The 22,295-nt window shown below is 62.3% G+C and carries 21 protein-coding genes; 4 read left to right on the forward strand and 17 right to left on the reverse strand.

Annotated features, from left to right (window positions below; genetic code table 11):
- Both BLS26_RS08780 and BLS26_RS08785 read right to left on the reverse strand, forming a co-directional pair.
- Nucleotides 1-1,764 (reverse strand): GMC family oxidoreductase, encoded by a 1,764-nt coding sequence (locus BLS26_RS08780; RefSeq protein WP_092510220.1) that lies wholly within the window; start codon nucleotides 1,762-1,764, stop codon nucleotides 1-3.
- Nucleotides 1,764-2,558, reverse strand: coding sequence for a gluconate 2-dehydrogenase subunit 3 family protein (locus BLS26_RS08785; RefSeq protein ID WP_092510222.1), 795 nt, complete (start codon nucleotides 2,556-2,558; stop codon nucleotides 1,764-1,766). Before BLS26_RS08785 ends, BLS26_RS08780 begins: the two co-directional genes overlap by 1 nt.
- 326 nt (nucleotides 2,559-2,884) lie before the next feature.
- Here BLS26_RS08785 and BLS26_RS08790 point away from each other — a divergent pair, with 326 nt between their 5' ends.
- Nucleotides 2,885-3,190, forward strand: a complete 306-nt coding sequence (locus tag BLS26_RS08790; protein ID WP_092510224.1) for a hypothetical protein — start codon at nucleotides 2,885-2,887, stop codon at nucleotides 3,188-3,190.
- Nucleotides 3,191-3,272: 82 nt separating this feature from the next.
- Here the strand turns inward: BLS26_RS08790 and BLS26_RS08795 are convergent, their stop codons facing one another.
- The 9 genes from BLS26_RS08795 to BLS26_RS08835 form a co-directional block, all read right to left on the reverse strand.
- Complete coding sequence (locus BLS26_RS08795) at nucleotides 3,273-4,052, reverse strand: ABC transporter ATP-binding protein (protein WP_092510226.1); 780 nt, start codon at nucleotides 4,050-4,052, stop codon at nucleotides 3,273-3,275.
- Entirely contained in the window at nucleotides 4,045-4,887 is an 843-nt protein-coding gene (locus BLS26_RS08800; protein ID WP_371360926.1) for an ABC transporter permease, read from the reverse strand. The genes BLS26_RS08795 and BLS26_RS08800 overlap by 8 nt, the downstream gene beginning before the upstream one ends.
- A gap of 11 nt (nucleotides 4,888-4,898) precedes the next feature.
- Nucleotides 4,899-5,849, reverse strand: a complete 951-nt coding sequence (locus BLS26_RS08805) for an ABC transporter substrate-binding protein (RefSeq protein WP_092517816.1) — start codon at nucleotides 5,847-5,849, stop codon at nucleotides 4,899-4,901.
- A gap of 468 nt (nucleotides 5,850-6,317) precedes the next feature.
- Nucleotides 6,318-7,478, reverse strand: coding sequence for an epoxide hydrolase family protein (locus BLS26_RS08810; RefSeq protein ID WP_172804571.1), 1,161 nt, complete (start codon nucleotides 7,476-7,478; stop codon nucleotides 6,318-6,320).
- Nucleotides 7,479-7,592: 114 nt separating this feature from the next.
- Complete coding sequence (locus tag BLS26_RS08815; RefSeq protein WP_092510228.1) at nucleotides 7,593-7,844, reverse strand: hypothetical protein; 252 nt, start codon at nucleotides 7,842-7,844, stop codon at nucleotides 7,593-7,595.
- 170 nt (nucleotides 7,845-8,014) lie between these two features.
- Nucleotides 8,015-9,004, reverse strand: a complete 990-nt coding sequence (locus BLS26_RS08820; protein ID WP_092510230.1) for a GlxA family transcriptional regulator — start codon at nucleotides 9,002-9,004, stop codon at nucleotides 8,015-8,017.
- Nucleotides 9,001-9,567 (reverse strand): isochorismatase family protein, encoded by a 567-nt coding sequence (locus tag BLS26_RS08825; protein WP_092510232.1) that lies wholly within the window; start codon nucleotides 9,565-9,567, stop codon nucleotides 9,001-9,003. Before BLS26_RS08825 ends, BLS26_RS08820 begins: the two co-directional genes overlap by 4 nt.
- Nucleotides 9,568-9,761: 194 nt before the next feature.
- Nucleotides 9,762-10,580, reverse strand: a complete 819-nt coding sequence (locus BLS26_RS08830) for a dienelactone hydrolase family protein (RefSeq protein WP_092510234.1) — start codon at nucleotides 10,578-10,580, stop codon at nucleotides 9,762-9,764.
- Nucleotides 10,581-10,656: 76 nt separating this feature from the next.
- Complete coding sequence (locus BLS26_RS08835) at nucleotides 10,657-11,112, reverse strand: tautomerase (protein ID WP_157676387.1); 456 nt, start codon at nucleotides 11,110-11,112, stop codon at nucleotides 10,657-10,659.
- 79 nt (nucleotides 11,113-11,191) lie between these two features.
- Between BLS26_RS08835 and BLS26_RS08840 the strand changes: the two genes are divergently transcribed.
- A complete protein-coding gene (locus BLS26_RS08840; RefSeq protein WP_092510238.1) occupies nucleotides 11,192-11,710 on the forward strand; it encodes a winged helix-turn-helix transcriptional regulator in 519 nt (172 codons plus the stop codon).
- A gap of 104 nt (nucleotides 11,711-11,814) precedes the next feature.
- On the opposite strand, the gene gfa is transcribed toward BLS26_RS08840, so the two are convergent.
- The 4 genes from gfa to xoxF5 form a co-directional block, all read right to left on the reverse strand.
- A complete protein-coding gene (gfa, locus tag BLS26_RS08845; RefSeq protein WP_092510240.1) occupies nucleotides 11,815-12,378 on the reverse strand; it encodes an S-(hydroxymethyl)glutathione synthase in 564 nt (187 codons plus the stop codon).
- Between the two features lie 32 nt (nucleotides 12,379-12,410).
- A complete protein-coding gene (locus tag BLS26_RS08850) occupies nucleotides 12,411-13,520 on the reverse strand; it encodes an S-(hydroxymethyl)glutathione dehydrogenase/class III alcohol dehydrogenase (RefSeq protein WP_092510242.1) in 1,110 nt (369 codons plus the stop codon).
- Nucleotides 13,521-13,585: 65 nt separating this feature from the next.
- Nucleotides 13,586-14,083: a c-type cytochrome, methanol metabolism-related gene (locus BLS26_RS08855; protein WP_092510244.1), complete on the reverse strand. Its 498-nt coding sequence runs from the start codon at nucleotides 14,081-14,083 to the stop codon at nucleotides 13,586-13,588.
- 97 nt (nucleotides 14,084-14,180) lie between these two features.
- On the reverse strand, nucleotides 14,181-15,986 hold the full coding sequence (gene xoxF5 / locus BLS26_RS08860; protein ID WP_092510246.1) for a lanthanide-dependent methanol dehydrogenase XoxF5: 1,806 nt from the start codon (nucleotides 15,984-15,986) through the stop codon (nucleotides 14,181-14,183).
- 436 nt (nucleotides 15,987-16,422) lie between these two features.
- Here xoxF5 and BLS26_RS08870 point away from each other — a divergent pair, with 436 nt between their 5' ends.
- Nucleotides 16,423-17,391, forward strand: coding sequence for a helix-turn-helix domain-containing protein (locus BLS26_RS08870; protein WP_092510250.1), 969 nt, complete (start codon nucleotides 16,423-16,425; stop codon nucleotides 17,389-17,391).
- A gap of 41 nt (nucleotides 17,392-17,432) precedes the next feature.
- On the opposite strand, the gene BLS26_RS08875 is transcribed toward BLS26_RS08870, so the two are convergent.
- Nucleotides 17,433-19,895, reverse strand: coding sequence for a TonB-dependent receptor (locus BLS26_RS08875; RefSeq protein WP_092510252.1), 2,463 nt, complete (start codon nucleotides 19,893-19,895; stop codon nucleotides 17,433-17,435).
- 173 nt (nucleotides 19,896-20,068) lie between these two features.
- A complete protein-coding gene (locus BLS26_RS08880; RefSeq protein ID WP_092510254.1) occupies nucleotides 20,069-21,439 on the reverse strand; it encodes a histidine kinase in 1,371 nt (456 codons plus the stop codon).
- Nucleotides 21,440-21,662: 223 nt separating this feature from the next.
- Between BLS26_RS08880 and BLS26_RS08885 the strand changes: the two genes are divergently transcribed.
- Nucleotides 21,663-22,283: a response regulator transcription factor gene (locus tag BLS26_RS08885; protein ID WP_092517820.1), complete on the forward strand. Its 621-nt coding sequence runs from the start codon at nucleotides 21,663-21,665 to the stop codon at nucleotides 22,281-22,283.
- Nucleotides 22,284-22,295: the final 12 nt, after the last annotated feature.

Raw genomic sequence — 22,295 nt, forward strand, 5'->3', positions numbered from 1 at the left:
TCATATCTGCACCAAAGGTCCGGGCGACTTCAGATATTTCTTGATCGCGTCGAGCGACCAGTAGGTCAGCGCGCCCACCGTGCCAGTCGGGTTATAGCCGGCATTTTGCGGAAACGCCGACGCGCCCATCACGAACACGTTCGAGACGTCCCACGACTGCAAATAGCGGTTGAGCACGCTGGTCCTGGGATCGGCGCCCATAATCGCGCCGCCGGTGTTGTGGGTCGACTGATACGGCACCACGTTCCAGGGCACATTGAGACGGTTGATCTGCGTCGTCTTGGCGCCCATCGCTTTCGCGATCTCATCGCAGCGATCGGCCATCCAGTTCGCCATCTTCTTCTCGTTGTCCTGATAGTCGAACGTCATCCGCATCAGGGGACGGCCGAGCGGATCCTTGTAGGTCGGATCGAGGTCGAGATAGTTGTTGCGATAGCTCATCACGCTGCCCTGCGCGCCGACATTGGTGACGCGCTGGTAGGTTTCCTTGACCGCCTTCTTCCACTGGCTGCCCCAGGCCGGCGTGCCGCGCGGAACCGGGTGATACTGGATCGGCCGCCCGTTGGTGTGGGCACTGGTGATCGAGGCGCCGCCGACAAAGCCATGCGGCCCGTGATCGAAATTGTCGCTGTTGTAGTCGTCGAGCGCCGCGCCCAGCGAACCTGCCGCCGCAAACGGATTGAACTTGGCATCCTCGAAAAACGCCGTCGAGCCCGAACCGGTCTGATAGGCATAGTTGCGCCCGACCACGCCCTCTCCGGTGGCGGGATCGTAGGGCTTGCCGATGCCGGACAGCAGCAGCAGACGAACGTTGAAGAGGCTGTAGGCGCAAACCAGCACGACGTCGGCCGGCTGCTCCCATTCCTCGCCGTTGAGATCAACATAGGTGACACCGGTCGCGGTCTTGCCGTCCTTGGCGAGATTGACCTTGGTCACCTCGCATTCGGTGCGCGCCTCAAAGGTCGGCTCGCGTACCAGCGCGGGCAGCACGCAGGTCTGCGGACTGGCCTTGGAATAGTTGGAGCAGCCGAACCGTTCGCAGAAACCGCAATAGGTGCACGGCGCCATGCTGCAGCCGTAGGGGTTGGTATAGGCCACGGAAATGTTGGCGGAAGGCCGCGGAAACGGATGCAGGCCGAGCTCGCCGGCCGCCTTGGTGAACAGCGACTGCGCATAGCCCTGTGTCATCGGCGGCGTCGGGTATTCCCGCTCGCGTGCGCCTTCAAAGGGATTGCCGCCCGCCTGCTTGGCGCCCTTGATGTTGCCGGCCTTGCCGGAGATGCCCGCGACGTATTCGAACTTGTCGTAATAAGGCTCGAGGTCTTCGTAGCTGACCCCCCAATCCTGGATCTGATGGCCCTCCGGCATGATGCCTTCGCCGTAGCGCTCGATCATGTGCGAGCGGATGCGAAAGTCGTCGGGGAGAAACCGCCAGGTCTGGCCATTCCAGTGCACGCCGGCACCGCCGACGCCGTTGCCGGGCAGAAAGCTGCCCCACTTTCGGATCGGCAGCGCGGTCTGCGACGGATTATTCCGCATCGTCAGCGTTTCCTGCTTCGGACGCAGGAAGATGTCGTGGCGGACGGCATAGCGCAGCTCATCGGGCGCGGTGCCGATGTTGAAATCGGACGCGGTATCGCGCCACGGGCCCCGCTCGATCGCAACCACATCGAGGCCGGTGCGGGCGAGTTCGAGAGCCATGATCGATCCGGTCCAGCCAAGACCGACGATGACGACATCCTTGGGGGGAAGACGGCGGGCCATCAGTTTTCTCCCCACGCCGGACGGCCCTGCATCGCCACCGGCGGCAGCGTGTAGGCCTGGTTTGGCTTCGCCATCACGTCACGGAAATCATAGCGAACGCCGGGGAAGCCGATCAGCTTCCAGCCCGCCATGTCGCGGTTGCCGCCATAGATCGGATCGGCGAAGAAGCCTTCCATGGTGTTGGCATAGATCGCGTTGAACAGCATCCGGCTCGAGAAATTGTCGAACTTGACGTCGCCCTTTTCCATGCCGCCGAGCAACTTGTCTTTCTCGTCGCCACTGAGCTGGGCGAAGGCTTTGCCGTTGAAATTCGCCTTGCAGTAGGCTTCCAACGCCGCCAGCCCGAGGCGATATTGCTGGCGCGGCACCAGCGGCGATTGCAGCCCCTGTGTCGGCAACGGTGTCGAGGAAAACGGCCCCTGCATATAGAGCCAGTCGTGCCCGCCAAACGGGCCGGTCAGTTGCCGGTCGATGAAGGTGGTAACGCCGGAATCCTTGGCGCCGGGGCCGAGATCGTCGGTCGGAATCAGGCGATCGACGATGGCGTCGACGGCGGCGGCTTCTGCGGGGGTAAAGAACAGGTAGCCGCCGGGGATCACCGGCGGCACCGGATAGGCTTCATTCGGCTGCCAGGGCAGCACTTTCGTCACCACCCGCGCGCTGACGCCCGAGGTCATGATCAGAAGCGCGGCGCTGGCAAGCAGGCTCCGCCGCGTGAGGCGGCCTGAATGTTTCGATTTCGCAGACTGCGGAGCTGTGCGTCCGGTTTCCGGCAAATCACGGTCAGTCCGCATCGCAGCGCCTCCCCAGCCTCGGACTATTGCAATGCCCGATGTTCGCTTTGATCGGCAGTCTGCACTTTTGTTTTGATCTTGTCAGGAGGAGTTTACGCAGGCCTCGCATCGCGAAAACGCTGTGGTTGGCGCGAGACCGGGCTTGACGCCGGAATGCTTTTTTGTCGCGACGTGCGCCGTCAATGCGCGCTCGATAAATCTTCGTACTTTCAAACGATTGCCTGAACATCCATTCAGAAAAATGCAGTGAACCATCTCGATACAGGCCGCGTCACAACAACACTTGGACGGTGCACAGCACCACAACACATGGAAGAAGAAAAACGATGTTTCGCAAAATGACTCTCGCACTTGTTGCGGCTGCTTCGCTAAGCGCAGCGCTCGCTCCCACCGTCGCCTCTGCGCACGGCATGGGTGGGCACGGCGGCGGAAAAATGGGTGGCCCGTATGGCGGGATCTATCAGAAAGGCAACTGGGGCAATCACGGTGGATACTGGCATGGTGGCTATCGCCACAGCCGTTTCTTCGGTGGTTCGTCGTTCTATGTCGGCGGAAACGACGGTTGCTATCAGAAGCAGATCGTCGACACCTTCCGCGGACCGCGTGTCCAGCTCGTGAACGTCTGTTCCTGAGACGTGCCTGACGATGAAGCCCCGGCTGATCTTGACAGCCGGGGCTTTTTCTTGCCGCGGACAACCGCACGGCGACTGCGGATCAGCCGGCCTTGCGGCCGTGATGGCTGTGCAGTTGCGACGACAGCAAGCGGCGCCATTCGTTGAACTCGTTGCTGGTGGTATCGCGCGGTCGCGGCAGGTCGATGATGTATTCGTTGTCGATCCGGCCGGGACCGGGCGACATCACCACCACGCGGTCGGCCAGAAAGATCGCTTCCTCGATCGCATGCGTGACGAACAACACCGTCAGCCCGGTGCGGGACCAGATCTCTACCAGTTCGTCCTGCAAGCGTTCGCGGGTCATGGCGTCCAATGCGCCGAACGGCTCGTCCATCAGCACCACCTCGGCATCGTTGGCGAGTACGCGGGCGATGGCGACGCGCTGCTTCATGCCGCCGGAAAGCTGGTGCGGATAGACGTCGGCGAAATTCTGCAAGCCGACGAGTTCGATGAAATGATCCGAGGTCTCGCGGATTTCGGCCTTGGTACGGCCGCGCGATTTCGGACCGAAGCCGATATTGTCGCGAACGCTGAGCCAGGGAAACAACCCGTAGTCCTGAAACACCATGCCGCGGCTCGGTCCCGGCCCCGTGATCGGCATGCCCCACATCAGGTTCTCGCCGTGGGTCGCCGCCTCGAAGCCGGCGGCCATGCGCAGCAAGGTCGACTTGCCGCAACCGGAGGCGCCGATCAGGCAGATGAATTCGCCCTTCTTCACTTTCAGATTGGCGCCGCGCAGCGCCTCGATGGCGCGGCCATTCTGCGAATAGATCTTGCCGACATTCTTCATTTCCAGAATTGGAACGGTGGCTTCAGCCATGCGACGGACTCCAGGCCAACAGTCGCCGCCCGATCAGCATCACGAGCTGATCGGACAGAAAGCCGAACGCGCCGATGACGATCATGCCGGAAATCACGATTTCGGTGCGCGACAGTTGCCGCGCTTCCATGATGATGGCCCCCAGCCCGGTCTGCACGCCGGTCATCTCGCCGACCACGATCACGACCCAGGCGAAGCCCAAGCCGAGCCGCATACCGGTGAAGATCGACGGCAACGCCGCCGGCAACACGACGCGGAAAAACTGCGCCGGGCCGGTGCAGCCGAGCATCGAAGCCGCCTCGAACAACCGCGGCTCGACCGAGCGCACGCCGAAAATGGTGTTGACCAGGATCGGATAGAACGCGCCGAGAAACACCAGAAAGAACGCCGAGCGCGGCCCGAGCCCGAAGATGATCATCGCCAGTGGCAGCCATGCCGTGACCGGCACCGGCCGCAGGATCTGGATGGTCGGATCGAGCATCTGCCTGATAATCGGTATGCGACCGATCAGCATGCCCAATGGCAATCCGACGATCAGCGCCAGCGCAAAGCCGCCATAGACGCGGCTGACGGAGGCCAAGAGATGAATGTGCAGGGTTTTGCTGTAGGCGTCGTCATTGATGCCGCCGAAAGCGAGATCCCTTAATTCCTGCCAGACTTCGTAAGGCGGCGGAATCAGACTGCCCGGTCGACCGACGGTGGCGAAATGCCAGAACGCCAACATCGCCAGCGGAAACGTCACCGCCAGTAACACCGGCCGCAGACGCGGCCACCAGATCGCCGCACGCGACACCGCTCGCGCCGGTGCGGCCCCCTCCTCGGTATCGGACGCCAGCGTGGTCACGGTCAGGTCGGCTTCATCGCATCGACGAAGCTGGCGTCGATGAAGGTCGCGAAGTCGGGCAACCGCTTGATCTGCTTCAGCGCCAGCATGTGGTCGGCATAGATCTTCGACTGTTCGATCTGCTTGGCGTCGAGCCGCCAGGTCAGTTCGACGTTCGGCACCGAAGCCTCGATCGCCTCCTTTTTCTGGCCGAGCTTTGACGACGCCATCGCGACCAGGGCGTCCTTGTTGGTCGCGGCGAAATCGGTCGCGCGCTGGTGGATGCCGAGCATGACTCTGACCAGATCCGGCTTTTCGGTGATGACGTCGCGGTGGGTGCCGAACACCATGTTGAGCGATCCCATCGCGGTCGAATAGGGATATTCCACCAGCGTGCCGACGCCGCTGGACAACGACACGCCGGGTCCAGGCTCTGCCCCGACATAGGCGTCGATGTCACCGCGCGACAGCGCGATATGCATTTCGCTGAAGGACACCCGAACCGGTTCGACGTCCTTGATGGTCATGCCTTCCATCCGCAGTCGCTCGAGGAAAAAGACTTCCTGCGTGGTGCCCGGGAACACCGCGACGCGCTTGCCTTTGAGATCCTTGATGGTGGCAATGCCTGCATCCTTTTTGGCAATGATGGCCATGCCGCGGTTGCAGGTCGAGGCGATCACCACGACGGGTTCGCCGGCAGCGGCGCCGAGCAGAGCGGCGGCAATGCCGAACGCGCCGAAATCGACCGACTTGGTGACAACCGCATTCTTGCATTCGGTCGGGGTCTCGAACGGCAGCACCTCGACCTTGTAGCCGGCCGGCACGAATTGATCGTAGAAGTAAGGCGCGATCGAATGAATCAACTTCAGCGCGCCGGCGCGAATGACGATCGGCGGCCCCTCCGCCCGCACGATGGCCGGGGCGGCGATAAGCCCGGCCCCGAGACCGGCAATGAATTCACGACGGCGGATGATGGACATGGACGCGGCTCCCTTGTTGCCTGTTTGAAATGCAACAAACATGCCGCTGAGCCGGTTTTGGAGACGATTTTGTTGCCGGCACCATCACGTTTTCAGGGCCAATAGCGCCTGAAATCATGCCCTTAGGAAACGGGCGCACAAAATCCCGCTTTCGGTCCATCACGAGCCGAAATGGGCGAGCCGAAGCGTCTTCACCCGGGAGGCGAGCCAAGCTCCGCCAACCGCCCGGCGCGAAATCGATTGGTCCTCTGGCTAGCTTGTCTTCCGGTGATGGCGATAGAGGATGACGGTCAGTATCGCGGTCGCGAGAATATAGAAGATAATGACATCGACGTTCGGATGTCCTTCGATCAAGGCGAGCATTGAAACCACCCTCTGGCTGGTGTGGCTTCTTTTTCCCCCTCCGGGCGAGCCTTGATGGCGGCGAATCTAGCCGCTCGTCGAATGCTGCGGTAGCCGACTTTATACTGAGGGTTTACGTAAGGTCCGGAAGAAGTCCCGGACCTCCGGCACGAACAGGCCGGGCTGTTCGAAAGCCGCGAAGTGACCGCCTTTCGGCATTTCATGCCAATGCTGGATGTTGGTGAAGCTGGGCTCCATCCACTTGCGCACCGGCGTCACGATCTCCTTGGGGAAGACGGCGACGCCGGTCGGCACCGTGACCTTGTGGGGCGTGCGGCGCTTCGGGCCGAAACTTTCCCAATAAAGCCGCGCCGACGAGGCGGCGGTCGCGGTCACCCAGTACAGCATGACATTGTCGAGCAGCTCGTCGCGGCCGAGAATGTTTTCGGGGTGCCCATCGCAATCCGTCCAGGCCCAGAACTTTTCCAGGATCCAGGCGGCCTGCCCGCTCGGCGAGTCCGTCAGCGCGTACGCAAGCGTCTGCGGTCGGGTCGATTGCTGCTTGGAATAGCCGGAATCCCAGTCGGCATAATAGGTGAGTCCCTGCAGCGCCCGCGCTTCCTCCGGCGTCGGCTGGCCCTCGACATTGGGACGCGCGCCCATCGCCAGCGTGATGTGAATGCCGGCACAATGATCGGGGTCCTGCGCGCCGAGCGCCGTCGTCACCGCCGATCCCCAGTCGCCGCCTTGCGCGCCGTAGCGCGCATATCCAAGCCGATCCATCAGCGCCGCCCACGCTGACGCGATCCGGTCGACGCCCCAGCCGGTGCCCGCCGGTTTCTCCGAAAAGCCGAAGCCGGGCAGCGACGGGCACACGACGTGAAACGCATCGGCCGCGTTGCCGCCGTGCGCAGTCGGATCGGTCAGCGGCTCGATCACCTTGTGGAATTCGACCACCGAACCGGGCCAGCCATGGGTAATGATCAGCGGCATCGCGTCCGGATGCTTTGAGCGAACATGCAGGAAGTGAATACCGAGCCCGTCGATGTCGGTGGTGAATTGCGCAAAGCGGTTGAGCCGCGCCTCGCGCGCGCGCCAGTCGTAATCCTCGGCCCAGTAGCGGCAGATATCCCTGATCCATTTCAGCGGGGCGCCCTGGCTCCAGTCGCCGACCAGTTCGGCCTCCGGCCAGCGGGTGTTGCGCAACCGCGACTTCAGATCGTCGAGCACCTCTTCGCCGACCGAAATGCGGTAGGGTTTTATCTCTGCACTCACGGCCATTTCTTTCGATGCCTTCGCGCGCGCATCATCAGGGCGCGAGGCATAGATACCACGGGAGCCACGGGGTTCGGCAAGCCATCGGCGATCAATATTGCCGTGGCGGCCAACAAGCCATCAGTCGTAGAGGTACAAGTCCCGCAGTTCCGGCGGAAGGGTCGACGGAGGGCACAGCTCAGGCGGCGGCGCTTTCGCGAGGCGGACGACCTGCGGCCCGCTATTTATTCGATTAACAGGAGAGCGTTCGCCGGCCGCCGCGATCACCAGCAATGCCAAAATCGCGGCGACGAGGCTCAGGCCCGGATTGAGCCAGAGCAAAATCGTGTTGAACCGAATGAGCCAAAGCGGAGCCGTTTTGAGATCAGCCATAATGGGATGCCCTGCAAAAATCGACTTGATCGATTCTCCCGCATCCGCTCCGCCTGCACAATCTGGGATCAACGAAGCAGCCTTCGGCTGCACCGAAGACTGCTGTCGATGCCGGTTAGCTCAATCGACGCCAGACAAGCATCGGAATTTTCCGTCGGGCGCCGCTCGGATCATGCCGTCATCCGGGCCTGACTGGGTGGCTGCGGATGATAGCGACTCCAGGCACGGCGGAACTGGCGCGGCGACGCGAAGCCCGTCCGTTCCGCGACGCCCTCGATGTCGAGCTGCGTTTGCCGGAGCAACTCGCCGGCAAGAGCAATCCGGACACGATTGGTGTAGTCAGCCAGACTCATGCCGGCCTGTTCGTTGAACAGCCGCGAGAGATGGCGGGAACTCATGTGCGCGATGTCTGCGGCGTCCTCAAGCTTCCAGTCGCGCGCAGGGTTGGCGGCGATGGCGTCCTGAACGCGGTGCACGGCGGGATGAAGATGATTGCGGCCCTCCAGCCAGGGCGACAACTGCGGATCGGCACCGGCGCGGCGGAGGTAGATCACAAGCGTCCGCGCGATCCGCACCGAACACGCCGTATCGGTCAAACGGCTCACCAGATGCAGCATCAGATCGATGCCCGCCGTCACCCCGGCGCTGGTCAGGCACCGGCCGTCCTCGACATAGAGACGGTTCTCGATGACTTTCGCCTTCGGCGCCAGCTCCGAAAGCTCGCGGCAATAGGAGTGATGGGTCGTACAGAAATGATCATCAAGCAGGCCGGCGCGTCCCGCAAGCAATGCACCGGCGCAGATCGAGATCAGCGTGTGACCAGGCCTGATCCGCTTTCCGAGCCACGCGACGATCTTCTGTTCGGCGGCGCCGAACGGCCCCGCCCCGCCCTCCGGATCGGAAGCATTGATGGTGCCGGGCAAGATGATGAACGCGTTGTCCGGCAATTCATCGGGCATCGGCTCGATATTTGACAGCGTGAGCCCGACCGAACTCACCGCCACAGGCTTCGGCCCGACAAACCTGGTTTCGAACCTGATGCCACGCTGTTCGTCGTTGGCCTTGCGGAGCACTTCCAGCGGTCCCGCCACATCGAGCAGCAGAGTTAGCGGCGCCAGCACCACATAGACCGGAATCGTGCGCCGCCCGGCCGCGCTCATGCCGCTAATTTCGTTGCCGGCCCGGCCAGCGCCTGCTCGACCGTGGCGATACGCGCAAAGCGCTGATCGAGAACCAGTTCGGAGCGGGATTTGATTTCATCGGCACTCCAGGTTTTCCCGCGCGCATCCGTCATGGCGAAGGTGAGCGTCGCTTCGGAAACGAAATCGACGGTATGGCCGATGTCGGACGCGTGGCGCGTCGTTGTCTCGCAGCACTGCTCGGTGCGGATGCCGCTGATAACGATACGACGAATTCCGTTCTGAAAGAGCCATACATCGAGCCCGGTCCCGACCAGGGCGCTGTGTTTGCGCTTGTGGAACACGGCATCCGGCGCAATTGACAGCGGGGAAAGCGGCCGCACGAAACCCGAGCCGACCGAAAAGGGTCCGGAATCGGCGACGTGGAACACCTGGACGACCTGAATGTTCTGGGCCTTGGCCCCGTCGACCAGCTTCTGCAGCCGCTCCATGAAAACAGGCACATCCGCATCGCTCCAGAACGGGCGTTGCCGAAACGATTCCTGAACGTCGATGACGATGAGAGCTGTATCGGAGATGGACATTTTATGCCTCCATGAAACGGGAAGCCTCGATAATATTCCAGCCAAAATATGCGCGAAAGGCACGCAGAGGACAAGATAGGGACAAAAAAAGACATCGAGATGCCGCAGGACCGGCAGGTTCTGCTACCAGTCCCTCACCGCATGTAGGACGGCGGCGCTGTGCGATTCCAGCGTCAACGGCCGGAGCTCGATGTTCACGAGGCCAGACGGCGGGCAAAGAACGCCAATATCTCGTCGCGCGCGGCGATGGTCGGCTGGCCTGCCTCATCGATCAGGTGGGCCGTCACCACGCTGTGCGGCGTCGTCACATGCTGCGCGAAGAACGGTGGAAGGTCGGCGTTGGCCGCGCTGTCTTCCAGCACCCGGGGCACGAAGCGATCGCCGAGCGCATCGGCGAAAGCCGCAAAGCGCTGTGCCTGGCAGAACTTGTCGCCCCTGAACCGATAGGCCAGCACCGTGAGATCGTCGCGATCGAGGCGCGCCTTGACGGCAGCAAGCTCCTCGGGCGCCATGCCGGTGCCGGCGGGATCGTTGAGCGGCAGCGACGGCTGCGACAGCACCGGTGCCAGCATCGACGGCTCCAGCATCATCGATAGCGCGAAATTGCCGGTGAAGCACATGCCGATGGCGCCGACACCGGGACCGCCACATTCCCCATGCGCCAGTTTCGCCAGCGCCCGCAGCCATTGCGTCACTGGACTGGTCTCGTTGGCCGCGAAGGCCCGGAACTCGGCGCTGACGCAGGCGCGCTGGAAAATTGCCGCCCCTTCCTCGACCCCGGGCACGGCGCCGTCGCGGCCGAACAGCGACGGCATGTAGACGGTAAATCCGGCATCGCGCACCCAACGGCTGAAGCGGGCGACGTGAGGGCTGATCCCGGGCATTTCCGTCATGACGATGACCGCGGGACCGCGGCCGGCGATGTAGACCCGCTTGGTGACATCGTTCAGCGCGATCTCGCGAACCGCGAAATCCTCCAGCACGTCGTCCTGCTTCATGGATCGATTGGGCATGCGAAACGTTTCCTCTGTGGTGAAAGACGAGCGCGCCGGGACCGGCGCTTCCGCGCCGGAGGCTGGCTTGTTCGGGTCAGCGATTTACGACAAGATGTTGCAAGTGCCGGTAGCCGGACGCGGCGGCAAAATCCGGCAGTTTCCACAGACTGCCGCTCACGCCCCACGTACCGTCCTCGATTTCGTTGACGATGAACGAACTGGTGATCCGGCGCTTCTCGCCCGGAAGCGCATCGATCACCGCTTGGTGCAGCAGCTCGACAAAGCGGGCGCGGCTTCGATCATCGAGGATTCCCTTGGGAATGTTTACGACGGCATCAAACGACACCAGCATTTGCGACAGGTCGCGACCGCCGAACGACCGGCTGCCGGCGGCGATTTCCTCGATCGTGACCACGCACAGCGCGCGCATTTTCGGATCGTCCGGAACCTGCTCGCATTCCGCCGCGGACGCGCAAATGCCGTTGGTAAGCGCAGCCTTTGCTTCGTCGCCGAGGACGCCGGCCGGAACCTTGACAGTGATATAGGGCACGAAAATCTCCATTGAGTCCATTTGTTGGACTCAGCATAATCACCTAGATCCAAATTTGCAACTCAGATAAAATGACCTCATGACCGACGCCCCCCTCGTCCGCCGCTCCCCCGTCCCCCCGGACCAGTGCAATCTGTGGAGGGCCTTCGGCCTGATCGGCGACCGCTGGACCCTGGTGATTCTGCGATCGGCGCTATATGGCGTCCGGCGGTTCGATGATTTCCAGGTCGAACTCGAGATCCCCCGCAGCGTGCTGAGCCATCGCCTCGCCGCCCTGGTCGAACTCGGAATCATGGAGCGCCGCGAATACCGCGAAGACGGGCAGCGGGCGCGAATCGAATACCCGCTGACCGAAATGGGCCGCGCGCTCGGCCTGCCGTTCATGGCCATGACCGAATGGAGCGACCACTGGATCGGCAACGGCACGTCGCCGCTGACGCTGCGATCGAAGACGTCAGGTCAAAGGTTCAGGGTTGCCCTGATCGACGAAGGCGGCAAGCCGGCCCGCAAGGACGACGTCGAAACGGTGATCACGCTCGGTCCGCGACAGCAGGCCAAAACGGCCAACAAGAAAGCCGGCGGCGCAACGGACACCTGAACCTGACGCGCCTCGACAAGCCGCCTTCGGCGCGCAAAAAAAATCCGCCGGTAGCGATGAGCTACCAGCGGATCCAGGTCAGCACGGGGGTCGAGGGGGTAAAATCAAGCCGCCTTGGATTTCGCCACGTGGGAGGCGATCGCATCCATCAACGGCGGGTTCAGGCAATCATAGGGCTCAAGCCCAAGCTCCTTGAGCCTGGACCTGATGGCGCCCATTTCTTCCGGCTTGACGCCGGACTCCAGCACGGACGACACGAAGGCCGCAAACCCCGGCGCCGCCCAGCCACCTTCCTGGAACAGTTCGGGGTGGATGAAATCGAGACCGTAGAACGGATGCCCCTTGTTCTCGATGCGGCCGTACATATGCGTGCCGCAAACCTTGCAGGCATGGCGCTGGATCGCCGCCGATGCATCGACGATATGAAGCTTGTCGCCGTTCTCGGTCACCTTGACATTGTCGCGCGGGACCACGGCGACTACGGAGAAGGTCGCCCCCTCCGGCTTCCAGCATTTGGTGCAGCCGCAGGCGTGGTTGTGGGCGACATCGCCCCTGATGACAACCTTGACCGGCTTGTCCTTGCATTTGCAGACCAGGGTGCCGCCGGCAAAATTGCCTGAACCCTTTTTGACGCCGTCATCAATCGATGGGTGGATATGAACAGTCATGGACCTCTCCTCCTGATGTTTGCGGTTGCAATTTAGAACACGACGACCGAACGAATCGATTTGCCTTCATGCATCAGATCGAATCCCTTGTTGATCTCCTCGAGCTTGAGGACATGGGTGATCATCGGATCGATCTCGATCTTTCCGTTCATGTACCAGTCGACGATTTTGGGAACGTCGGTGCGGCCCCGCGCGCCGCCGAACGCCGTGCCTTTCCAGACGCGGCCGGTTACCAGCTGGAACGGCCGGGTGGCGATTTCCTTGCCGGATTCCGCGACCCCGATGATCACGGAGACGCCCCAGCCGCGATGGCAGGCTTCGAGCGCCTGGCGCATCACATTGGTATTGCCCGTGCAGTCGAAGGTGTAGTCGGCGCCGCCGTCGGTCAGTCCGACCAGGTGCTGGACGATGTCGCCGCCGACCTTGGTCGGGTTGACGAAGTGGGTCATGCCAAAGCGGCGGCCCCAGTCTTCCTTGGAGTCGTTGAGATCGACGCCAATGATCTTGTCGGCGCCGACCATCTTGGCGCCCTGGATGACGTTGAGCCCGATCCCGCCAAGCCCGAACACCACCACGTTGGAACCCGGCGTTACCTTGGCGGTGTTGACCACGGCTCCGACGCCGGTGGTGACGCCGCATCCGATGTAGCAGCTCTTGTCGAAGGGCGCGTCTTCGCGGATCTTGGCTACCGCGATTTCCGGCAGCACGGTGAAGTTGGAAAAGGTCGAGCAGCCCATGTAGTGGAAGATCGGCTTGCCCTGATAGCTGAACCGCGAAGTGCCGTCGGGCATGACGCCCTTGCCTTGCGTGGCGCGAATCGCGGTGCACAGGTTGGTCTTCTGGCTCAGGCAGCTTTTGCACTGGCGGCATTCCGGCGTGTAAAGCGGGATCACATGATCGCCCGGCTTGACCGACGTCACACCCGGGCCGACCTCGCGCACCACGCCGGCGCCCTCGTGGCCGAGAATCGACGGAAAGATTCCCTCGCTGTCGAAGCCGTCGAGCGTATAGGCATCGGTGTGACAGATTCCGGTCGCCTTGATCTCGACAAGGACCTCGCCGGCCTTTGGCCCCTCGAGATCGAGCTCGACGATTTCAAGCGGCTTCTTGGCCGCGAAAGCGACAGCGGCGCGCGTCTTCATATCATACTCCTGTTTCGCTTCGCACGACCGTCAGGCATGCTGTCATCGGCGGATTCATGCGTTCGTCACTTTCCCATGCAACCGGTTTCGGCCTTGGTGTAATCGTCGGTCTTGTCTTCGTGCTTCGCCGGCCGCACGCGCCCGACCGCATCGTTGGCGCGGGCGCGGAGATAGACGTAGAGATCGTCCATGTAGCAGGCGACGTTCGGGTTGTCGCCGAATGCCGGCATGACATTCTCCTGTGCCGTAGAGACGTTCTTGCGACCGCTCGCGACCACGCCGAGGAAGTCGGGATAGCTCATCGTCTTCAGCGAATCCTTCAACGCCGGCGCGTAGGTCGAGCCCATTCCGTCCGGCCCGTGGCAGACATGGCATTCGGAATGATAACGGCGGTATCCGGAGTAGGTGTACCAGTCGACCGTTCCGTCGGCCGCGACCTTGAAGGTCGGGCTGCCGTCCTTGTCGAGATACTTGCCGTCCTCGGATTTCACCGCGGTTGGATCGGCCGCATCCTCGGCGCAGACAATTCCCTCGGGTGCCACGAAGGCGATCGCGGCAACCATAACCCATATTTTACGCAAGAGCGTTTTCCCTAACATTCGGTGGCAGTCGAACCGGCGCATGGACCAGGCCATGCACCGGAACGAGGTTGACGTCAGCTCACTGCGGCAGCGCGAACACCGTCAGGGATCCGCCGAGCGCGGTGTAGTTGCTCAGCGCAGCGTAGCCACCGACGGCGCCGAGGCCGGCCGTCGGATCCGTCAGACCGGCAGCAAGGCCGATACCCGCCCAGCCGCCGACGCCGGATAGCACGGCGATGTACTGCCTGCCGCCGTTCTCATAGGTAGTGACGTTGCCGATGATGCCGGACGGGGTCTTGAACTTGTAGAGTTCCTTGCCCGTCTTGGCGTCGACCGCCTTGAGGTAGCCTTCGAGCGTTCCGTAGAACACCACGCCGCCGGCGGTAGCGAGCGCTCCTGACCAGACCGAGAACTGTTCCTTGTTCGACCAGACGATCTTGCCCGTCTTGCCGTCCCAAGCAATGAAGTTACCCATGTTGGTCTCGCCGGGAGGCGGATACATCGAGAGCGTCGCGCCGACATAGGGCTGGCCCGCGGTGTAGCTTACCTTGAACGGCTCGTAGTCCATGCAGACGTGGTTGGTCGGCACGTAGAACAGTTGCGTATCCGGCGAGTAGGCGCCGGGCTGCTCGTCCTTGGAGCCGAGGGCGGCCGGGCAGATACCCTTGTTGTTGTGGTCTTCGCCCTGCTTGTCGGTCGAATACTGATCGAGAACCTTCGGCCGTCCGTAGGTCGGCGAGCTCTTGTTCATGTCGACGCCAGAGGTCCAGTTGACTTTGGGGTCGAACTTGTCGGCGACCAGCAATTCGCCGGTGACCCGATCGAGCGTATAGCCGAGGCCGTTACGATCGAAATGCGTCAGCAGCTTGCGGGGCGCACCATTCATCGTCTGGTCGCTGAGGATCATTTCGTTGACGCCGTCGTAGTCCCATTCGTCATGGGGCGTCATCTGGTAGACCCACTTGGCCATTCCGGTGTCGGCGTCGCGTGCGAAGATGGTCATCGACCATTTGTTGTCCCCGGGACGCTGCTTGGGATTCCAGGTCGAGGGATTGCCCGAGCCGTAATAGACCGTGTTGAGCGCGGGATCATAGGACATCCAGCCCCATGTGCAGCCGCCGCCGATTTTCCATTGGTCGCCCTGCCAGGTCACCAGGCTCGAATCCTTGCCGACCGGCTTGCCGAGCGCCATGGTCTTGTCCGGGTCGAACATGATCTGGTCGTCCGGCCCTTCGGAGAACGCGCGCCAGGCCTGCTTGCCGGTCTTCGTGTCGTAGGCGGTGACGTGGCATTGCACGCCGAATTCGCCGCCGGAGATGCCGACCAGCACCTTGTCCTTGACCACGAGCGGGGCGGAAGTGCCGGTTGATCCCTTGCTCGGATCGCCGTTCTTCACCGTCCAGGCGACCTGTCCGGTCTTGGCATCCAGCGCGACCAGCGTGGTGTCGGCCTGATGCAGGAAGATCTTGCCGTCGCCATAGGCGACGCCGCGGTTGACCGTATCGCAGCACATCACCGGAATGACGTTCGGGTCTTGCTTGGGCTCGTACTTCCAGACGATCTCGTTGTCCTTGGACAGGTCAAGTGCATAGACCTTGTTCGGGAACGGGGTGTGGACGTACATCATGTTGCCGATGATCAGCGGTCCGCCTTCATGGCCGCGCAACACGCCGGTCGAGAATGTCCACGCGACCTGCAACTTGCCGACATTGGCCGCGGTGATCTGATTGAGCTTCGAATAGCGCGTATTGGCGTAATCGCCAGCGGGCATCACCCAGTCCTTCGGGTTTTGCGCCATCTTGTTGAGTTCGTCGTTGGCAGCGGCTGGCCCAGCGGCGAATGCCGCCACGGCGCCAACCCAGGTCGCGAATAGCACCTTGCGCATAGTGGATCCTCCCAGATTACGAGTTTTGGGTTTCCGTTGGAACGGCCCATTCTTTGCCTTCTTGATCCCTATCCCTATCCCGTTCGGGAATGGGAAACTTGCCCAAGAGCGAACCGTTCCTTGCTCAAAAGCGAAACACGGCAAACTTTTTTTCCGACCATGCGGTGGGCCCGACCCATCCATCGATGGCCTATGTTGCGGAGCATCAATCGGCGGACGCGCGCTACAACCGATTTCCGACGGCTGCATCCGCGGCGACCTTGGGTTGACGTTCCCCTTGACGCGGTCGCAACTAAGTCGGAGGATTGTCAACGGGATATCGGGAAGAATCCGCGCGCGCTTCCCTACGACTGCCTTAAATTAGACCGATAGTGCATTCGCGCGACCGGAACTTGGGGTGAAAGTCGCGTCTCGATCTCGAAACGGTGGCTGGATCATGTCCGATACAATCCGCTCACTCAGCACTGCCGGATTGTCGCCGAAGAAGCAGGTTCAGATTTGGTCAGATGCCCTGACTGATCTCTGCGGGCAATTCGACATCGACCCGATGGCGGCTTCGTCGTTCGAAGCCCGGATCAACTACACCACGGTTTCGCAGTTGAAGCTCTGCCAGATCGAGGCGAGCCAGCACCGAATTGCCCACACGGTTTCACGCACGAAATTGAGCGAGCATCCGTTCGTCAAGATCCTGTTCCAGACCTACGGGATTTCGCATTTCGAACAGGCCGGCCGCCGCATCGACATCATGCCGGGCGATTGCTTCGCCTACGACGTCTCCTGTCCGCACACCATCGTCAGCCCGTCGTTGACGCGGCACGAGGTCGTCATCGTACCGAAGGAGCTACTTCGCGAACGCGGCTTCTACTCGACGAAAATGTCGCCGTGCAAGCTTTCCGCCCGCAACGGCACCGGCCGCATCGCGCACGACTTTGTGCTCGCCGCTTTCGATGAAGCCAACAGCCTGTCCCCCCACAACGCCACCGGCGTCGCCGATTCGCTGATCGACCTGCTGCTGCTGCCGCTGCGCGAGGCCGATACGATGTTCGATCGTGTCGGTCCCGAGGCGATGTACATCCGGGCCCAGGCCTTCATCCGCGAACATTTGCGCGATCCGGATCTAAGCATCGACCAGATCTCCGCCGAGCTCGGCTGCACCAAGCGCTATCTGCACATGCTGTTCAGCGACAAGGGCATGACGGTCAGCGACCACATCTGGCGGGCCAGGCTGCTGCACTGCCGCCAGGAACTCGAAACCCAGGCCGGCAAGACCATCACCGACGTGGCGTTCTCGTGGGGCTTTTCGAGTTCGTCGCATTTCAGCCGCGTGTTCCGGAAGCATTTCGGGTTCGTGCCGTCCGCCATCCACAAGGTGCAGCACGGCGCCCCCTCCCCGGACATTGCTTGAGCCTTTTGGCCTGAGAACTGGATTTTCGGTTCGGGCCGGCTCTAGAAGGTCGCCTTTAACCCGACGTAGAACCCACGCGGCCGCGCCGGGCTAAGCGAACGCGCATCGGTAAACGATACGCCTCCATTCGCGAAATTCGTCGTTGGTCCAGCGGTGAAATTGGGAACCGCCCCGGTATCGAAAAAGGTGCCGTAGGTCGCATAGCGGTTGTCGAAAATGTTGTCGACGCGCCCGTAAATCTGGAACCGTTTGTCGATCTGATACGAGGCATGGGCATTGAAAACCGTGTAGGACGGCACCCTCTGCGCCTGATTGGACTCGTCGCCGACGAAATACTGATCGCTGACGAACAACGCATCGCCGCCGACCTTGAGCGCGTCGGTGATCGAATAGTCGAAGCCGGCCTTGATCCGGTTGCGCGGGATCGCGGGAATCCGGTTGCCGGGCGAAATCTGGACGTTGCCGTTGGTGTCCGCGAACGGGCTGTTGGAACCGACCTGCAGCGAGTCGAGGAAACGCGCGTCCACGAGCGCGTAGCTGGCGTAGAGCTGCAACGCCTTCGATTGCAGACTGACCTGGGCCTCGATGCCTTGCCGGCGGGTTGAACCGACGTTCTGGAAATAGCCGAAACCCTGCAAGGCCGGGCTCGGGATCGCCAGGATGTCGTCGGTATTGGTGGCGCGGAACGCACCGAGCTTCCATCCCAGCGTTCCGATACTAAGCTCATGCGATCCGCGGAAGCCCGCTTCGACCGTGCGCGACACCACCTGCTTCAACGGCGGATCGGAGACCAGAAACGCCGCGATGATGCAGGGACGGGCCGGATCGGCGCACCCCAGTTCCAGCGGCGTCGGTACCCGGTTGGCTTCGGAATAGCCGGCATAGGCAGTTACATTGGACGTGATCTTGTAGGTGCCGCCGATGATCGGATTGAACCGGGTGAAGGTCTCGTTGCCGTTGAGCGCGGTTCCGATCTGATCCTGCAATTCGATTCGCGCGTAATTGAACCGCCCGCCCCCGGTCAGCGAGAACGCATTGGTGACGTCGAACGTATCGAGCGCGTAAAGCCCGTTGTACTGGTTGGTGGTGCGCAGCGAAACCGGGCCGATCGACACCGGGTCGCCGGATTGCCCCAGAAAGATTCCGCTGCCGCTGACCACGTAGTTGGTGCCGATGGTGCCGAGTTCGGCGCTGGCCCCGAAGCGGGTCACGCTGTAATCGAAGCTGGTTCCGACCACGAAATGGTTGTTGTGCCCGAACAGCTGATCGCTGTTGGTCGCCTGCAGCGAAAAGCCGCCAGTCGTCGACCGGGTCGTCGTTCGGTCGGTTTCGCCGAGGACGGCGGCGGGGTCGAAGGGATTGGCGAGCTGGGCGCCGTTCAGGCCATTCGCCGGCGTCGTATCGTTGCCGAAGCAAAGCAGGGTCGCATCGGCCGCGCATGGCCGGGTGCCGGTCGGATTGGCGTCGACCGCCTTCTGGTCGAAGACCCGCACATGGGCCGAGCCTTCGATCGTCCAGGTCGGCGTCGCCTCGACCTTTCCGGTCAAATTAACATAGCCAACGCGGTTATTGGTGATCTGCGGCGAGGTGTAGGTGGCGCCCCAATATTGCTGCAGCAATTCGACCGGCACGGTGGCGGTCGCGCCGAACTTGTTGTCGGCAACGCCCATATTGAGATGAAACTCGCTGTTTTCGTTCTTGTAGCCGACATCGCCGTAGAAGCGGCGCACGTCGGAGACCGAAAAATTTCGAAAGCCGTTGTCGTGCAGTCCTTCGAGGGCGCCGTAGACGGCAAAATTGCCGTCGACCTGCTTGCCCCATTGCGCCGAACTCTGGATCCGGCCGAACGAGCCGCCCATCGTGTCGATCTCGGCGCCGTGATAGTTGAAACCGTCCTTCATCTGCACGTTGACCGCCCCGCCGAGGGCATTGAGCCCGAAGGCGGGATTGTTGGTCACGACGCTGACCGATTTGATCGCGGCGGTCGGAATCAGGTCCCAGTTGACGGTGTCGCCGAAGGCTTCGTTAATGCGCACTCCGTTCTGGTAGACCGCAAGGCCCTGCGGCGTCCCGGCTACCGGTGATGCTACGAAGCCGCGGAACTCGACGTTCGGCTGAAACGGATTGCCGGCCACCTCGTTGATGCTGACACCCGGCACCTGTTGCAGCAGCGCGTCGGTAATATTCATTGACCCCGTGCGCGCGATGCGCGCGGCGTCGACGAAATTGACGCTGGCCGGAATCTTGTCGACGTCAATGCTGGAGCCGGAGCCCGCAGCGGGCGTGGTCGAGTACACATAGACGACGCGGGAGGGTTTCCGTGCCGTGCGTGCAGCTTGCTGGGTGGGGCCGCGTTTGGCGCGCGAAGCCGGTGCCGACACCACGATCGGCGGCAACGTCTGGGCCTCGCCGGGGGCGCTTTGGGCATATGCCTGTTCCGTGCCGGGAAGCAGGCACACCGACATCGAAACTATTACAAGCCGCCGGGCGCCCATCCACGTCATCCCACTCCCCGCCGTCACGTTATGAACCGCCGGTCGGGTTGTGAACGATCCTAATGCGATGCCGGGATTGCGCTACCTGCAAAAGGTCCGGGTTCGAATGCACCATCTTTCCCGACGTGTCGCGGGAAGAATTCCCGAAGCGACGCGACGCAACCCGGATCTACCGGACCGATTCAGGCGCGCGCGCCGCTGGGAACCAGCGCTTCCACCGTCACGCCGCCCTCGTCGGACGCGATCGTGAGCGTGCCGCCCAACGCCAAAATCCGCTCGCGCATCCCGGTAAGACCGAAGCCGAGCTTGTGATCCGGTTTCATGCCGCTGCCATTGTCGCGGACGCGCACGCGCGCGAAGCTGCGGTCGGCATGCAATCCTGTCGGCTGTTCCGCCGGTTCGACGCTGACATTGACGGAGGTCGCGCCGGCATGGCGGAAGACGTTGGTCAACGCTTCCTGGATGACGCGATAGATCGTGAGCTCCGCGGTTTCTCCGGTCTCGCCAAGCGCGGACGAGATCGTCGTTTCGATCGCCATGTCGGGATGAGATTCACCCCAAAGACGCAGCAAGGCGCCGAGCGCCTCGCGAAGCCCGAGCTCCGCCAGTCCCACGGGCCGAAGCCGCTCCAGAATCCTGCGGTTGAACTGCTGCAGCGCATTGACCTGCTCCAGGATCGCGCCGCCGTGCCTTCGCAACGCGTTCGCGTCCGGCGCGCCGACGTCCGAAAGCCGCATCAACGCGCCGGCATGCGCGCGCAGTGCAAAAAGATAAGGTCCGAACTCGTCATGCAGCTCGCGCGCAATCTCCTTGCGTTCAACGTCCTGGGCCGAGACAGTCCGCTCGGCGAGATGCCGATTTTCCTCGACGGCGCCGCCCAGCGTCGCCGCAAGGTGGTTCAACCTGGTACAGATCGCCGCCAGTTCGGGCGCGCCACCCGGCGTCACGCGCGTCCCGTAACGCCCGGACTCGATGTCGGTCATCGCTTGCGAAAGCGCCTTGAGCGGCGCCAGCGCACGGCCAACGACCGTCATCGTGATCAAAAGCAGCGCCGCGGCAATGGCCGAGCCGACCTCGAGCTGGGTCACGATGCCATCCCAGATTTCCGCCATCTCGTCATCGGGATGCGACGTGATTACAAGCGCTTGCGGCCTGCCGCGGATCGTGATCGGCACGCTCACCGAGGTTTTCTCCGGGTGAACCAGGGCGACGAACCACGCCGGCGGCGAACGGGCGCTGTCATCGTCATCGGAGCGGGCGGATGGCCGGGAAATTTCGGCCGCATCGTCCTGCCGTGCAATACTGACGTGACGCAGCCGGCTCAGATCGCGCACGATCTGGTTCAGCCGCGCCTCGGGGTCCGGCGCTTCATTCAGGCCGGCGACGATCGTTTCGACAAACTCGCGCGCCAGCCGGATGACGCTCTGATCTTCGGCCTGGACACGGGGCGTCGCCTCGACCACCAGCCGCGCAATGTTGATGGCCAAACCGAGCGCAAGGACGAAGGCCAGAAGCAAATTGATCCGGGCCCGCAGGGATAATTTTTGCCACATGACGTTTGTCCAAAAGTTCATCGGAGGCCGCGTTGCTTCCGGTTCCTCACCAAGAGGAACGTTGACAGACGATGAGGCGGCCATCTAATGGAAGCGTACAGCAACATCGCTTCCGTTGCATAATCGGTTGAAGGCGAGTCTGATACCGATGCGCATGCAACTGATGCGGTGCAGCAACGCGACGCGTTGCGGACACATCACGGGACGCATCGGAGATAATGCCATGCGCATTCTGATCGTAGATGACCATCCGATCGTGGCATCGGGCTGCCGCGCCGTTCTCGCCGACGAACCCGCTGTCGTGTTGCTGGAAGCCTGCGACGCCGAGAGCGGCGAACGGGTCTTCAACACCGAGCGGCCCGACATCTGCGTGATCGACATCAACCTGCCGACGGTGTCGGGATTCGAACTGGCGCGACGCATTCTCGTCCGCGACGCCTCCGCCCGCATCATCATGTTCAGCATGAATGACGATCCGGTATTCGCCGCCCGCGCGATCGAGATCGGCGCCAAGGGTTACGTCTCGAAGACCGGCGATCCCCATGACCTCGTCGAGGCCATCCATGAGGTCGGAAAGGGCGGAGAATATTTGCCGCCCGCGATGGCGCGAAGCATTGCGTTCGCCGGCCCGGCCTTTGCCCAGAGCCCGCTTTCCAAACTGACGACGCGCGAGATGGAGATCTTGCGCCTGCTGAGCGCCGGCAAGAGTCTCTCCGAGGTCGCCTGGCTCGTTCACTCCTCCTACAAGACGGTCGCCAACACCTCCTCGATCATGCGCCAGAAGCTTGGCGTGCGGACCTCTGTCGAACTGGTCCGGTTTGCGATCGAGAGCGGCGTCGCCTGAAGCGCATGACGT

The sequence above is a fragment of the Afipia sp. GAS231 genome (assembly GCF_900103365.1).
Taxonomy (GTDB): Bacteria; Pseudomonadota; Alphaproteobacteria; order Rhizobiales; family Xanthobacteraceae; genus Bradyrhizobium.

Excerpts from the sequence above, each read along its gene's own strand:
- BLS26_RS08780 (WP_092510220.1), bottom strand. The coding sequence starts at position 1,764 with ATGGCCCGCCGTCTTCCCCCCAAGGATGTCGTCATCGTCGGTCTTGGC.
- BLS26_RS08785 (WP_092510222.1), bottom strand. The coding sequence starts at position 2,558 with ATGCGGACTGACCGTGATTTGCCGGAAACCGGACGCACAGCTCCGCAG.
- BLS26_RS08790 (WP_092510224.1), top strand. The coding sequence starts at position 2,885 with ATGTTTCGCAAAATGACTCTCGCACTTGTTGCGGCTGCTTCGCTAAGC.
- BLS26_RS08795 (WP_092510226.1), bottom strand. The coding sequence starts at position 4,052 with ATGGCTGAAGCCACCGTTCCAATTCTGGAAATGAAGAATGTCGGCAAG.
- BLS26_RS08810 (WP_172804571.1), bottom strand. The coding sequence starts at position 7,478 with ATGGCCGTGAGTGCAGAGATAAAACCCTACCGCATTTCGGTCGGCGAA.
- BLS26_RS08815 (WP_092510228.1), bottom strand. The coding sequence starts at position 7,844 with ATGGCTGATCTCAAAACGGCTCCGCTTTGGCTCATTCGGTTCAACACG.
- BLS26_RS08820 (WP_092510230.1), bottom strand. The coding sequence starts at position 9,004 with ATGAGCGCGGCCGGGCGGCGCACGATTCCGGTCTATGTGGTGCTGGCG.
- BLS26_RS08825 (WP_092510232.1), bottom strand. The coding sequence starts at position 9,567 with ATGTCCATCTCCGATACAGCTCTCATCGTCATCGACGTTCAGGAATCG.
- BLS26_RS08830 (WP_092510234.1), bottom strand. The coding sequence starts at position 10,580 with ATGCCCAATCGATCCATGAAGCAGGACGACGTGCTGGAGGATTTCGCG.
- BLS26_RS08840 (WP_092510238.1), top strand. The coding sequence starts at position 11,192 with ATGACCGACGCCCCCCTCGTCCGCCGCTCCCCCGTCCCCCCGGACCAG.
- gfa (WP_092510240.1), bottom strand. The coding sequence starts at position 12,378 with ATGACTGTTCATATCCACCCATCGATTGATGACGGCGTCAAAAAGGGT.
- BLS26_RS08850 (WP_092510242.1), bottom strand. The coding sequence starts at position 13,520 with ATGAAGACGCGCGCCGCTGTCGCTTTCGCGGCCAAGAAGCCGCTTGAA.
- BLS26_RS08855 (WP_092510244.1), bottom strand. The coding sequence starts at position 14,083 with ATGGTTGCCGCGATCGCCTTCGTGGCACCCGAGGGAATTGTCTGCGCC.
- xoxF5 (WP_092510246.1), bottom strand. The coding sequence starts at position 15,986 with ATGCGCAAGGTGCTATTCGCGACCTGGGTTGGCGCCGTGGCGGCATTC.
- BLS26_RS08870 (WP_092510250.1), top strand. The coding sequence starts at position 16,423 with ATGTCCGATACAATCCGCTCACTCAGCACTGCCGGATTGTCGCCGAAG.
- BLS26_RS08875 (WP_092510252.1), bottom strand. The coding sequence starts at position 19,895 with ATGACGTGGATGGGCGCCCGGCGGCTTGTAATAGTTTCGATGTCGGTG.
- BLS26_RS08880 (WP_092510254.1), bottom strand. The coding sequence starts at position 21,439 with ATGTGGCAAAAATTATCCCTGCGGGCCCGGATCAATTTGCTTCTGGCC.
- BLS26_RS08885 (WP_092517820.1), top strand. The coding sequence starts at position 21,663 with ATGCGCATTCTGATCGTAGATGACCATCCGATCGTGGCATCGGGCTGC.